The 13,457-nt window shown below is 37.9% G+C and carries 11 protein-coding genes; 4 read left to right on the forward strand and 7 right to left on the reverse strand.

Annotated features, from left to right (window positions below):
• Window positions 1-2 precede the first annotated feature (2 nt).
• A complete protein-coding gene (locus tag ACSBL2_RS12070; protein WP_442591953.1) occupies window positions 3-701 on the reverse strand; it encodes a hypothetical protein in 699 nt (232 codons plus the stop codon).
• Between the two features lie 263 nt (window positions 702-964).
• On the opposite strand from ACSBL2_RS12070, the gene ACSBL2_RS12075 reads away from it, so the two are divergent.
• Window positions 965-1,552, forward strand: a complete 588-nt coding sequence (locus ACSBL2_RS12075; protein WP_442591954.1) for a Crp/Fnr family transcriptional regulator — start codon at window positions 965-967, stop codon at window positions 1,550-1,552.
• Between the two features lie 20 nt (window positions 1,553-1,572).
• Here the strand turns inward: ACSBL2_RS12075 and ACSBL2_RS12080 are convergent, their stop codons facing one another.
• Window positions 1,573-2,541 carry a zinc-binding alcohol dehydrogenase family protein gene (locus ACSBL2_RS12080; RefSeq protein ID WP_442591955.1) on the reverse strand — a complete coding sequence of 323 codons (969 nt, stop codon included), beginning with the start codon at window positions 2,539-2,541 and terminating at the stop codon, window positions 1,573-1,575.
• 158 nt (window positions 2,542-2,699) lie between these two features.
• Entirely contained in the window at window positions 2,700-3,230 is a 531-nt protein-coding gene (locus tag ACSBL2_RS12085) for a DinB family protein (protein ID WP_442591956.1), read from the reverse strand.
• A 176-nt stretch (window positions 3,231-3,406) separates the two neighbouring features.
• Here ACSBL2_RS12085 and ACSBL2_RS12090 point away from each other — a divergent pair, with 176 nt between their 5' ends.
• Entirely contained in the window at window positions 3,407-4,105 is a 699-nt protein-coding gene (locus ACSBL2_RS12090) for an L-histidine N(alpha)-methyltransferase (RefSeq protein ID WP_442591957.1), read from the forward strand.
• 327 nt (window positions 4,106-4,432) lie between these two features.
• On the forward strand, window positions 4,433-5,065 hold the full coding sequence (locus ACSBL2_RS12095) for a 4'-phosphopantetheinyl transferase family protein (protein ID WP_442591958.1): 633 nt from the start codon (window positions 4,433-4,435) through the stop codon (window positions 5,063-5,065).
• Window positions 5,066-5,448: 383 nt separating this feature from the next.
• On the opposite strand, the gene ACSBL2_RS12100 is transcribed toward ACSBL2_RS12095, so the two are convergent.
• The 4 genes from ACSBL2_RS12100 to ACSBL2_RS12115 are packed head-to-tail and all read right to left on the reverse strand — an operon-like array spanning window position 5,449 to window position 10,691.
• Window positions 5,449-5,838 carry a hypothetical protein gene (locus ACSBL2_RS12100; protein ID WP_442591959.1) on the reverse strand — a complete coding sequence of 130 codons (390 nt, stop codon included), beginning with the start codon at window positions 5,836-5,838 and terminating at the stop codon, window positions 5,449-5,451.
• The gene (locus ACSBL2_RS12105) at window positions 5,838-8,261 is read right to left on the reverse strand and encodes a penicillin acylase family protein (RefSeq protein ID WP_442591960.1); all 2,424 of its coding nucleotides are present in this window, start codon (window positions 8,259-8,261) and stop codon (window positions 5,838-5,840) included. The genes ACSBL2_RS12100 and ACSBL2_RS12105 overlap by 1 nt, the downstream gene beginning before the upstream one ends.
• Window positions 8,262-8,268: 7 nt before the next feature.
• A complete protein-coding gene (locus ACSBL2_RS12110; protein ID WP_442591961.1) occupies window positions 8,269-8,994 on the reverse strand; it encodes a thioesterase II family protein in 726 nt (241 codons plus the stop codon).
• 17 nt (window positions 8,995-9,011) lie between these two features.
• On the reverse strand, window positions 9,012-10,691 hold the full coding sequence (locus ACSBL2_RS12115) for a cyclic peptide export ABC transporter (protein ID WP_442591962.1): 1,680 nt from the start codon (window positions 10,689-10,691) through the stop codon (window positions 9,012-9,014).
• Window positions 10,692-10,975: 284 nt separating this feature from the next.
• On the opposite strand from ACSBL2_RS12115, the gene ACSBL2_RS12120 reads away from it, so the two are divergent.
• The gene (locus tag ACSBL2_RS12120) at window positions 10,976-13,432 is read left to right on the forward strand and encodes a TonB-dependent receptor domain-containing protein (RefSeq protein ID WP_442591963.1); all 2,457 of its coding nucleotides are present in this window, start codon (window positions 10,976-10,978) and stop codon (window positions 13,430-13,432) included.
• Window positions 13,433-13,457: the final 25 nt, after the last annotated feature.

Here is a 13,457-nt window from a genome sequence, read left to right on the forward strand (position 1 = left end):
TTTTACGATTTTATAATTTTCAGGTCTTTAAAGTAGCCTATTGTTGCAATGTCTACCCAAAGACCAATCTGTCCGTGTGTAGTTTTGCCCTTCATTTTTTGTACAATAAAAGAAGGGTGCTGTTGCCCATTGATAAACAGTGTCGCCTGACTATCCTTAATCTCTATGCGTATGGTAATCCATTCATTTAATGCGACGTCTGCATAAGTCTCATAAGCAGTCTTGTCTTCTTGTCGAAGGACATTAAACTTAAAGTCAGGATAAGCAAAATATTGTACGGTATGATTTCGTGCAAACTGATCATCTGATCTCCCGACCTTCGGACGCAGGTAGATCGATTCAAAAGCGGAATCATCTTCGTTTATTCGATAGGCGAGGCCTATAAAACCCTGAGCTGCTTCGAAAGGAGATGGAGATTGAATCTGACTCAGCATTTTTACTTCAATTGTACCATTTGTGAGGTCAATGTTCTTTAGCTTTACATAAGTAGGTTCATCCACTGTCTTTTCCAGATTTTTCAAATCAAATGGTAAAGCTTTTAAATCTCTCTCCACTTTCAAAACTTCCTCACCGTTCAATCTGATGATTGAAGCTGAAACATTTTTCGGCTCGAACACCTTCTTTTTCCATACCAGATCCTGAGCCATACTCGCCTGTATGGACAAGACAAATGCAAACCATAGCATATTCTTTTTCATCATCTTTAATTTAATTGTAAACCAATGTGTCTGTCGACAGGCACATTGGCTCTGGAATTCTTTTAATTTATTTATGGTGTAAAGTTGCGGGCTTTACAAATATTTTACCAATAATAGAGTTTAAGAAATACCATTGAACTAGTTTAAGGTTGTTTCTTAATATAGTTTAATTTCTATGTACTTTTAACAGCATATTTTTGGCATTCACCAAATGAAGATAGCTTAACAAGTCTATAGAAATCAACAATCTTATATAATTTCATCCAATGAGTATGAACACGCTGGTCTCACATTTCAAAAACTATTTTCCTTTGAGCGAACCGGAGTCTGAAGCTTTGTCAACCCGTGTCTCGGAGCGAAGAGTAAAACGGCGACAGTTTATTTTGCAACAGGACGATATCTGCAGGCATTATAATTTCGTTATTTCAGGTTGTTTTAGAATGTATGCCGTGGATCTTAACGGGGCAGAACACAATCTGCAATTTGCTGTAGAAAATGATTGGGTGACTGATTTTAGCAGTTTTTATAGTGAAAAGCCAAGCAGATTGTACATTGAAGCTATCGAGCCTTCATTGATTTTACAGATCAGGAAAGCAGATCTGCTTCATTTATTCATTCACTACCCTAAATTCGACAGGAACTTCAGGATCATCACCGAACGGAAATATATAGAATTGCAGGACCGCGTTTTATCCAATATCAGTTCTACGGCACATGACCGTTATGTGCATTTTATCGAACAATATCCGGAACTCTCCAATCGACTGCCAAATACACAGATCGCCTCATATTTGGGTATAACACCGGAATTTTTAAGTAAAATACGGAAGGAGTTTTCAAAAAGGAATAATTGATTCTCAGCTTTGTGCAAGATTTAGGTTAGGATTACGATCTTTCCCGCAGCAGCATTATTTTCCATGAGATTATGTGCCGCCGCAACATCAGTCAGGTTAAACTGAGCGCCGATAGTTAGTTTTACTTTTCCCTTTTCTACCGCATGAATAAATTGCTGAAAATCATACTTTCCAATCCTGATCTGTCCACTGTCGTAAACTGTCAGGTTTACTGTGGCGGGAATAGCTTCCATAGGAGTGAATTCCGGAAAACTCCATTGTTCGGCCAGCATTCCTGTCATGCAAACCGTGCCTCCGGGCCTGGTGCATAACAATGAGTCCTTTAGTGTCGAAGTCCCGATAAGCTCTAAAACTTTGTGAACCCCGGAAGGAAAAATTGCCTTTATTTTTTGAAAAATATTGCCATCATCAATCACCACATGATCTGCTCCGTTTTCCATCAGCATTTTTGTGTTTTTCGGATTTCGTGTAGTGGAGATAAGGATCAATCCGGCGTTTTTTGATAGCTGTGCGGCCAGCATACCTACAGAAGATGTGCCACCCCTGATGAGGATCACCTCATTCTTTTGAATCTTCAAAGCCAGAAATAGTGACCCGAAAACAGTTTGAAACATTTCCGGGATTGCCCCTAACTGCAGCCAGGATAAAGTACTATCAAATGGAATAAGTAAAGATTTAGGTAACAAAGTGTATTCTGCATAACTGCCGTCAAAGTCTCTTCCCATGCCACCCATAAATGCAGCGACCTTTTGTCCTTTGCTAAATTCTCTTGTAGGGTCATCTTCAACCTCACCTACACATTCAATACCCAATACCCGTGGAAATTTCACATCAGGTGATAGGCCTTTACGTGTCATCAGTTCCGAGCGGTTCAGTCCGAATGCTTTTATTTTTATGAGCGCCCATCCGCTGCTAGGTTGAGGAACAGGCCGGTCCTCTATATAGAAATTTTCCGGCCCGCCTGCATGTTTTAAAACTATTGCCTTCATACCCGTATATTTTAAGAAACTTTGCCTTTAGCAAAGTTTCTGCTGGTGAATTTTATGTCCGGACTTAGCTCCGGGCAAGTGTTTTTTCAGGTGTACTATAGCGTGAACTTTATCATTAATGACAATTTACGTGAAATAATTGCCATAGGTATTTTTTGCTAGAACAATTTTTCAGCAGGTGGCTTTATACCTGCCAGATGTAAATAAGGTGCGGTTTGAGCTCTTTGATGAGTTTGGTGTTCAAAATCTTTCGCAAAGACTATTTCTCTTGTCAATTCAAATTTACCAAAGAGCTTTATTTTTTCATTCAATTGAGCTGGGGTCAAAGATTTTATTCCAGCGATGACATAGTCATAACTCGCCAGTACATTCTTTATAACGGTTGCTTTTGACTGATCAGTAGATTTTTCAAGTGCTCCCATGTCAAGCGGACTTTTCGCGCCTGTAGCTGAAGCGGTAAATCCATAATTTGTATCTGCCAGATGGAGCATTTGCGCCGCAAACGTACGTGTATTCGCTGTAGGTTTCATGGCATAACCAGACTCCGGCATGGCGTCCAAATATTCTTTGGTGTACGCTTTCGCACGTTCCCAGTCTTTTACCATATCAGCTGCGGAAGTCTGAGCCTGAGCAAAATTGATCATGCCAAATGTCAGGCATAAGGCAGTCATGAATTGATTTACTTTCATAATTGATTGATTTAAATGTTACAGGGACTAAAGGTCTCCATTCCTTTTTGGTACAACCAATAAACTATTTTAAGAAACATGCTTAAGATAGTTTAAGGGTAAATCTTAAATTTCTTCAAGGACTGTTTCAGCTGATTTTACACAATTTTGTTGCTCATCACGATACCCTAAAAACTATGGCATCAAATACAATTTCAGAAAGTGGAACCACTCAGACATTCTATACTGATGTGATCACCGGACTGAGCGCTAAAAAAAAATATTTACCGGCAAAATACTTTTATGATGCCAAAGGGGATAAGCTTTTCCAGCAGATTATGTCTTGCCCGGAATATTACCTTACCCGTTGTGAAATGGAAATATTTCAGGAACAAACGAATGGACTGGTGTCAGCTGTATCTGGTTCTGGTGAACCATTTGATCTGATCGAACTGGGCGTTGGTGACGGCACAAAAACAATCCATTTGTTACGTTCACTTATGGAACAGCCTATACCGTTCTATTATATGCCAATAGATATTTCCGGGAATATTTTAAAGGAAATAGAAATACGCATGCTGCATGAATTGCCAGATTTAAATATAAAATGCCTGGAAGGTGAATATCTTATGATGGTACACCATGCTATGTTATTGTCAGATCGGCCAAAAGTACTGATGTTCCTTGGTTCAAATATTGGTAACATGACCCTGGAAGAGGCTTTGGTATTCTGCAAAAATCTACGTATGAACATGCGTAAAGATGATATACTGATCATAGGCTTTGATCTCATGAAAAATCCTGCCACAATCAGGGCTGCATACGATGACAAGGGAGGAATTATTGGGCGGATAGATTATGAGATGTCGGACAGAAAGGCATCACTGGAGAAATAGAAATTAAAGGCCTTAGTGAAAGTGGACTATATAAATTATTATGTATATTTGAACTGAGCGTTGAAGTCTTATTCAAATAACTCGTAGGCAAGAAGGCCTATAAATACTTCTGCCTTGTAAGTTATACTTTAAGCAATGTACAGTAATCTTTTAAATATGTGCATCAATAATCCGGAAAATAATTTATCCGTAAGGGCATATTAATCAGAAAATTACAAAACTAAAATCTTTAACACAATTTACATTTGATACCCATTTATCAATATAAATAAATGGTAAGTGATTTGTAGGTTTCATAAGATATTGATAGGGAAGCAAAAGAGTATCATGATTCAAATCTATTATGCTAACTATAAAAATAAATTGGAAGATCGTATATATAATGACTACCTTAATTCACTTCCTCAAGATATCAGAAAAAAAATTTTAAAATACAGAAATTGGTCTGACGCACAAGCATCACTATATGGTAAGCTTTTATTACAAAAAGGACTAGAGCAATTGGGAGTTGACAATAGTTTAAACAATTTGAAATACACAAAATACGGACGTCCTTATTTGGAGGGCAATATAGATTTTAATATTTCTCATTCAGGCGAATATGTTGTTTGTGCCTATACTGATGATTGCAGGGTGGGAGTTGATTTGGAAATAATTAAACCGATACAAATTTCTGATTTCCGAGCCCAATTCCTTGCCCAAGAATGGAATAAAATAACTAATTCGTCCAATACGTTATTTTGGTTTTATTATTATTGGTCTGCAAAAGAAGCTGTTGTAAAAGCAGATGGGCGAGGTTTAAGTATACCTCTTGGAAGTTTCGGAATCGCTGACGATAAAACATTTGTAGCACATAGATTGTGGCATCTAAAAACTATTAATCTATTTGATGACTATATTTTACAAGTTGCCTCTAATGATGTCCCTATTTCAATTATGACAAATCAATATCATTTTTAGCCACTGTAAATTATATAATCTATTTTAGTATTGATTTTATATTGATGGATATAAACATCGTTGGCGATCAGCTGTTGAGCTGGAGATACAAATCGTTTGAGTTTGCTTAAACGATCGTAAGTGTTATTTAAAAAGTGTGGAGCAAAAATTGACCTTACAGAGCCATGTCTTCTCTAATGATTCTAGGGGAGTTCTTTTCAATCGTATTTGGCAATTCCAGCGTTAACAGCCTTATTTCTTCTTCACTTAGGTAATTTTCAATTTTAAGGTGGCCGTATTCCTTGTAAAAAGTTATTTGTTCTTAGGTTAATCCATATTCATGGTACTTGGCATTAATTGGTTATGGGTGGATTGATGTTTATGTGTAGGATGTTGTCTATTATTTAATTAAAGTCTGGTGCCGATTCATACTGAAAAAATGTATTTCCTATATACAAGGATAAGCCGGAAAGAATGCCACCAATTAGGCCTGAAATGACCATAACCACTAATTTAGGTACAAAGAGAAGCACACCTATTTTGCTAAGTATGGTACCGTTTAATGTCATGTCAAAATATAGCATTGAGCAAAACCAAACAATAAACCCGGCAATAAAACCAACGAGAAATGGCGTCAGGGGAATCTTTAATAATTTCTGGGAAACTCCGAACAGTATGGTAGGAATAATAAAGCTCCACCAGGGCAAAATGTAGATTAAACGTGTAGCGAAAATGATTAGGATCAGTAAGATGGTAACTTTAATATTTTGGTTCTTTTTTTCTGATGATTTCATTAGTGTCCTTTTTTAATTGTCCAGGTAGTGGTTGCATTTTTTTTGGCTTCGTCTATAGCACTGTAGAATTGGATGCGGTAATATTTTCCCTTGTGCCAATCGTCCACAGAGATTTTATAAAAGGGGCTACCGATATTTCCCGATTCTCCGCCAGGTAATATGCCATATGCGACCGGTTTTTCTCCAAGTTCCACAATCATTCTCCAGGAAGGTCCCCAGTTACTTCCAATCGCATTGATGGCCTGAGGGTGTCCATCGGAGGAGATGTCCTTGATGCTGAAAGCTGATATGCTGGCGAGATGTTTGATCATGACATTGTGGTGGTCGCCCCAATGGGGCACATTGAACTCCTGCAGTTGCCTGAAATCTTTTATCGCCGAAGCAAAGGCTTCAGTAATGATATTTTCTGCATTTTCTTTTTTTGAGGTTTCAACTTTATCAAAGTATATGTTATCCGGCTGACGCCTGATCATATCCAACAAAATATACTCATTCGGAACCGTAGGCGCGTTGGTATATTCTTTTAATTCATCCCAGGTCAGATCTTTTACGTACTTCCACCAGAGTTCATAAAATACAGCATTTTCACTCGTTCTTGTATAAGAACCATCCCAGCTTTTAAAAAGGTCCAGTCGTTTCTCATCTTCCTGGCTTAGTTTTGCATTCTGCATGTAATGAATTAATAAGGGAGAGGCCTCACGGGCTAAGTAGTGAATATTGTCCAACTGTAGTTGCTGCATCTTAGCGATATCGAAATCATTGGCTTTAGTTAACAAAGCGTTAATCCTGTTAGACCTGTTGTCAGAATAATAGCCATTAAAGTAATAAGGAAAACCTTGGGCTGTAGGGTGTTGATTTGCAGATACGATATAACCTGCCACGGGGTTGACCTGTTGTGGCAAACTGTCTTGCGGAATAAATTTTTCAGGGTTACTTTTTGTCCCATCCATCAGGAATTTGCCCTGAAAGCGTTTCTTAACAGCCATGTTTCCCTGATGAATAACGGCAATGGTTTTGTCTTTACCGGCAAACGTAAAGTTCTGAATGGGATTTTTGAAGTTTTTAAGTGCAGCTAGAAACTGTTTGTAATCTTTAGCCTGATTCAGGTTAATGATGGCTTTAAATTCGTTAGATGGGGTATGTAGTCCCCACTTTAAAGCGTAATCTGTCAATTCCGGTTCTAATTTGTTGAACCTTGGATCATTGGGTATTGGTCCATGTACTGTGTAGTATACGGTATCATAAAAAGGCACTTGGTTTTTTCTACCGATTTCTTCGACTTTGATTTTTAGGTCTTTCCACTGGCCATTAACCAGGTATTTTTTACGATCGCTGGAGATCTTTAATTTATACCAATCCTTGACATCATCTGCGCCATTGGTAATGCCCCACGCAATATTTTCGTTAAAACCTACAATGACAGATGGTGTTCCGGGAATCGACACACCGTATACATTAGTTACTGCGGAAGACAATTGCATTTCCAGCCAAATGGAAGGGAAAGAAAGGTTTAAGTGTGGGTCATTGGCAAGGATTGGATTGCCGGATTTTGTTTTATTTCCTGACACAACCCAACTGTTACTACCTAGGGCAGGGTTGTAAGCATCTCCAGTTAATTCGCGTTTTGAAGATAAAAAGGAATAATTCAGGTAGTCTGGTGCAGTGATTTTCTCAGGTTGTGATGTGGCTTTGTAGTCGCCCACAAGCGGACTAATCTGGGGGTGATAATCGGGAAATAACATGCTGAACCGTTCTTCACCCAGAGAAAGCATCATTTTTGACAGGAAAAGGTCTTCATCGTGACCTGTAAGCATATCTGCTACATATTTCATGATCAGTACGCTTTTTAATTTGGACCAGGGCTCGGGCTTGTAGTCCATTACCTTAAATTCAAGGGGAATATCCTTGTAATTCAATTCCTCAATAAAGGCGTTCACGCCATCGGTATATGCAGTGAGTATCTGATTTGTTAAGGTGTCTTTTTCAATATATTTGAGGGATGCTTCAGCGGCGACGAGCAGACCTGTTCTCCTTTTTTGACGGTCGTTCTCCAGAACCTTTTCATCAGTGATGATTTCTGATAACCTGCCGCCTGCAACCCGGCTCAAAAAGTCCATTTGCCATAACCTGTAGTATGCTGTAACATAACCCTGGGCAAAATAAAGGTCCTCCTGATTCTTGGCGTAAATATGAGGAACTTTTCGATCATCAAAGAAGATGTTGACATCCTCATGAAGCTTTTGCTTGCTGAGTTCAGAAAGTTTACTGTTTAGCCTGTTATCGTTTCCATTCTGTACAGCACCAATAAATGGGTCGAGCAGTTTTCCCAGCGGAGGGACCATAAACATCTGCCTGGATAGTGCGTTTACAATGATGATGAGCGAAATTAAAGGAAAGATGAAGTTTAGTTTGATTTTGGGCATATGGCATTTACAAGGGAAAAGGTTGCGATGGATAGGTATGCATAAAATGTTTATTGGTCCAGGTCTTGATGTCAGCAGCAAGTTTCCCTGCATTTTTATGGATAAAGAAATGGCCTCCGGAATAAATTTTAGTATTAATTCGTGTCTGAGAAAACCGTTGCCAATTGTCGATTTCATCTAAATGTTTTTCTTGATCTCCCATAATGACAAAGACCGGAGTTTTTAGTGGAGGCAGGCTGTTAAGGTCACTGAGCTCCAAAAGCTGGAAATCTGCTCTTAAAATGGGTAGAAAGATTTGCATCATGTCGGTATCTGCATAGATTTCGTCAGGGATCCCTCCGAGTAGTTTCAATTCTTCAATAAATTCATCTTCAGGTAGATTGTATTTTAAGGTCCGCTTTATGGGTGTAGGACCATGGCTTCCGCTTACAATAAGTGTACATTCGATTTCAGTTTTTGCTTCCAGCATAGAAACCACTTTCAAGGCCAGACTAGCACCCATGCTATGCCCATAAATGGTGATCCTGTTGTTGGTCAGTTTGGTGATTAGCTGATTGTACAGGTCTGTAGCCGCGAGATCAAAGTCTGTAAGTAAGTTTTCCCTGATTCTTCGTCCTCTTCCCGGAAGTTCCAGAGGAATTATGTCGAAATCTTTAAGATGTGGGTAGAGAAATTGGAAGGAATGGCAGTTTCCTCCTGCAAAGTGACATAAAAATAACTGTTGGTTGTGCATAGTAAATAACAAGTGATTTATGAGGATGAATGCTGTGAAACAATATTATTGACCTTAACCATATGGTTTTTTTCGACCTGAATCAACTTACCATAATCCATTTTATACAGCTTGTCTGCACAGTGATAATAATTGTCGTCGTGTGTGATGGCAATAACGGTAATGCCCTCTTTCTTCAAACCGGGGATGATCTCGGTATAAAACTTCTTTCTGAAGTAGGGATCCTGGTCTGCTGCCCACTCGTCCAGAACCAATACTGGCTTTTTCTCTAAAAGAGCGGCGATCAGTGCAAGGCGCTTTCTTTGTCCGGTAGACAGGCTGAGTGTGGAAAAGGCCCTGCCATTCAGATTAACTAAATGGTCGATGTCGAATAATTTAAGGAGATATTTCAGTCGATCCATATCTACATCCTCAATGCCATACAATTCTTCGAACAGGTAAAAGTCGCTGAATACTACTGAAAAAATAGACCTGTATTCTGCATAAGTTTTTTCGGATATCCTCTTGCTATTCAGCTTTATGCTGCCTTTATCGGGAATATGCAGGCCAAGGATCGAATAAATCAGTGTAGTCTTGCCACTTCCGTTGCTGCCGTAAATGAAAATTATATCCCCTTTGTCGATGTTCAGGTCTATGGGACCTATTTTAAAAGATTTATCTGTCTTTTTGTGCTCGAATTTCAGGCCATTAAGCGTGATTTTTTCAAATTCGTCAGGCGTGATGTCTTTTTCAGGGAAGTTATTGCTGAACTCTTCATTTTCCAACTCAGACTTCAGGTCCATTAAATGTTTTGAAGCCACTCTGGCTCTCAGCAAACCTGGCAATAGCAGCATGATCGCTTCAATAGAGCTGAGCAGGTAAAGTAAAGTGAAAATGAAACTGACAATATTACCTACTTCAACTTTCAGTTTAACGCTAAATACCAGGAGGATAGCGGTAATCAGAATATAAAAAAGAACCTGTCCGGTGATCTGATTGTTGATCAGTCCTGTAAATGCTGCGGAATTACTTTTGTAGGAGTCAACAGCAATTTTTGATATTTTATCATTGTAGATTTCTTTTCCTTTTTTGGGTTCAATAAATATTTCTTTGAATCCATCCAATATGGCATTTAAATGCTCCAGGAACCGGCTATCCAATACCCTGACTGTTTCCAGCTGTTTGACACTTCTTTTTGAATTGATGTAATAAATTGCTACTCCTATCACGGCAACTGCCAGTGTGATCAACAGCAGGACGATGGATATAGAACCCAAGTAGATGAGGCAGGCAATGGCCATGACAAAAGAGGTGAAAAATCCAATCATGTTTAGCGATGCCTGGGTTAGTGTGTTGATGTCGTTCACAATGGCAGAATATATCCTGGCTCTTCTGTTGGAAAGCTGATGGAAATTGGCTTTAAGCACAAGAGAAATAACCTGTTTCCTGATCTTCCATAGTAAGTTTTGGGAGAGGTTTACAATGGCAATTGAAAGAGATCTGCGGATCCACATGAAAAGCAGAATGATGGAAATAAAAACAATAATATAGTCGATGCTGATGCTGACATATTTTTTGCTGATCAAAAGAGAAATTACTTTGGTCAATGAAGTAATGAAAAGGAAATTGCAGAGACCGGAAAAAATTCCTAGAAAAATATAGAATACAAATCCTCTCTTCCCAATTAAAAGGATTATTAGCTTAAGTAATTTTCTCATATTAAAGCTAAGTTAAATATTTAAGGTGAACTTTTCAATTTACTTTAAAAAACTTTGGGTCGGCTTTTTGAGTTTTGCTAATACATTATGTTAAAGTGTTTTTCGCTTGTTATTTCTAAAATTTCGTGTTCTTGCGATTTTTTTTTAAAAAATCGCGAATTCATATGAATAGTAAATTGTATTAACGATTTTTTTTTTGTAATTATGCTTATGTTTTATCTACTTAATTAAATGATGTAGTCAGAAAATGCTATAATTTTATATAAATTCTAATCACCCTGTTAATGAAAAAAAGGTTTTTAAATTGTCTTGCGATCATATTGTTTTTTATATTTCAACATTTCTCCCTTTATTCACAATCTATTAAAAATTATGGCAAGGTAACGGGTGTTCTATCTGATGAAACATTAGCGCCTGTCAGCTTTGCTTCGCTTGGATTACTGAAAGCTAAAGATTCTACAGTTGTAAAAGGTTCTTTAACAGATGAATTAGGGTATTTTAAATTTGAAGGGGTTCCTTATGGAACATATATTCTGATTGCAGGCTATACTGGCTACGAAAAATTATATACCGATACTTTTAAAATTGATTCTGTTCATGAGGTATTTACTTTCGATAAAATCAAACTGCTGAAATCTAGTAATCAACTCAATACTGTGACCATATTGGGTACCAAACCCTTTGTTGAACGCAAAATTGATAAGACTGTGCTCAACGTTGAAAACAGTATCCTGGCTGCTGGAAATACGGCATTGGAGATTTTACAAAGAGCCCCTGGCGTAAGTGTTGATGGTTCTGGAAGAATAGGTTTGAAGGGGAGGCAGGGCGTATTGATCATGATTGATGATAAACCCACTTATTTATCTTCTGAACAACTGCTGACCCTATTGAGGTCAACCGATGGAAATTCAATCCAAACCATTGAGTTGATCACCAACCCATCGGCAAAATACGATGCGGCAGGGAATTCCGGGATTATCAATATCAAACTGAAAAAGAACCGGGAATATGGAACAAATGGCAGTGTACGTATTGGTGGAGGTTATGGTAAAAACTATAAAAGCAGTGCTGCGCTTAATTTAAATCACCGTGAAAAAGATTTCAATGTATTTGGCAGTTATAATTTCTCCGATTATAAAAGTGAAACTAAATTAAAATTGTTAAGAGACAATTCTCCAAGCGATGAGCTTACTTATTTTGACCAGGATGGACGGTCGTTGGGGCGTTATAGCAACCATACCTTTAAAGCAGGAGTTGATTACTTTGTCAATAAAAACAATACCATCGGCTTCGTTGCAAACGGACGTTCTGCAAATAGTGATATCCTTTCTGAAAATCATACGTTTATTGGCTCAAAACCGAATACTGTAGATTCTTCTATTGTGGCCAATAACCCTACCCGGGGGGAATATTCCAACATTGGGTATAACCTAAATTATAAATCGATTCTGGATACCTTGGGTCAGGAATTAAATGCAGATTTTGATTATTCCAGGTACAATAGCAAGAGAAACAACAATTACAATAACATTTTTCTGAATGCGGCAGGGCAGGAGTTTAAGGATAGAAATATATTCCGGAATGCTACCCCGTCGGTGGTTTCCATCTGGTCTGGTAAAGTTGATTACAATTATGCTTTCAATGAAAGTTTAAAACTGGAAAGTGGTTTGAAAAGCAGCGTCGTTGAAACAGATAATGACTTTCAGTTTGAAAATCTGATCAATAATCAGTGGGTAAATAACACCAACAGGAGTAATCAGTTTCTATACAGAGAAAATATAAATGCAGCTTATTTTAGCCTGAATAAAAAGTTTGAATCATTAACACTCCAATTTGGATTACGGGCAGAACAGACCAATTCAAAAGGAAATTCTATTACTGAGCAAAGGATTGTAAAGAGAGACTACCTTGACTTTTTCCCCAGCTTTTTTGCCAACCAGGTATTATCCAAAAATCATCAGGCTGGATTCTCTTACAGCAGACGTATAGACCGTCCAGACTATGGTTCCCTTAATCCTTTTGTTGAATTTGTTGACTTGTATACGTTTGAACAGGGAAATCCATTTTTAAACCCTCAGTATACCAATTCATTTGAACTTTCTTATTCCTATAAGGAAACGATAAATGCCACGCTAGGATACAGTAAAACAAGGGATGTTATCTCCACTGTGCTGTTGTCTGATCCTGTACAAAAAACACTGTATGTAACTCAACAAAACCTGGCCAGTGAAGAAAATTATAACCTAAATATCAGTTCTCCTTTGGCCCTGGCTAAATTTTGGAATACGGACAACAGCCTGACTTTGTTTTACAACAAGTACAAATCTCCAAACCTAATGGGTGCTCCATACCAGAGCGGGAAATTTACTTTTCAATTTGACTCTAATCATGCTATAAAAATTAACTCTACCCTAAACGCGGAGCTTTCCGGAAGCTATATGTCTTACCAGGTGTACGGAACTTATGGAATCAAGCCAATTTATTCCATAGATATGGGTTTGAGTAAGTCTTTTGCGCATAAAAACGGAAGTATTAAGTTATCAGTAAATGATATTTTTAATACGAATGTTGCTGATATCACCAGTAGAATTCCCTTGCAAAATTATCATTTGCATCAAAAGGATGAAACCCGGGTTTACAGGTTGAGTCTTTCTTACCGATTTGGCAGTAAAGAAATTAAAGGACCGAACAACAAAACGAAAGGATCTTCAGACGAAGAGAAAAGGGTTAAAACGAATTAAAAAATACAGATATTTTATATAAAAT

The organism is Pedobacter sp. AW31-3R (genome assembly GCF_052180285.1).
GTDB lineage: Bacteria > Bacteroidota > Bacteroidia > Sphingobacteriales > Sphingobacteriaceae > Pedobacter.

Coding starts and splice junctions, on each gene's coding strand:
- ACSBL2_RS12095 (WP_442591958.1), top strand. CDS start 4,433: ATGATTCAAATCTATTATGCTAACTATAAAAATAAATTGGAAGATCGT.
- ACSBL2_RS12110 (WP_442591961.1), bottom strand. CDS start 8,994: ATGCACAACCAACAGTTATTTTTATGTCACTTTGCAGGAGGAAACTGC.
- ACSBL2_RS12075 (WP_442591954.1), top strand. CDS start 965: ATGAGTATGAACACGCTGGTCTCACATTTCAAAAACTATTTTCCTTTG.
- ACSBL2_RS12100 (WP_442591959.1), bottom strand. CDS start 5,838: ATGAAATCATCAGAAAAAAAGAACCAAAATATTAAAGTTACCATCTTA.
- ACSBL2_RS12115 (WP_442591962.1), bottom strand. CDS start 10,691: ATGAGAAAATTACTTAAGCTAATAATCCTTTTAATTGGGAAGAGAGGA.
- ACSBL2_RS12090 (WP_442591957.1), top strand. CDS start 3,407: ATGGCATCAAATACAATTTCAGAAAGTGGAACCACTCAGACATTCTAT.
- ACSBL2_RS12080 (WP_442591955.1), bottom strand. CDS start 2,541: ATGAAGGCAATAGTTTTAAAACATGCAGGCGGGCCGGAAAATTTCTAT.
- ACSBL2_RS12070 (WP_442591953.1), bottom strand. CDS start 701: ATGATGAAAAAGAATATGCTATGGTTTGCATTTGTCTTGTCCATACAG.
- ACSBL2_RS12105 (WP_442591960.1), bottom strand. CDS start 8,261: ATGCCCAAAATCAAACTAAACTTCATCTTTCCTTTAATTTCGCTCATC.
- ACSBL2_RS12120 (WP_442591963.1), top strand. CDS start 10,976: ATGAAAAAAAGGTTTTTAAATTGTCTTGCGATCATATTGTTTTTTATA.
- ACSBL2_RS12085 (WP_442591956.1), bottom strand. CDS start 3,230: ATGAAAGTAAATCAATTCATGACTGCCTTATGCCTGACATTTGGCATG.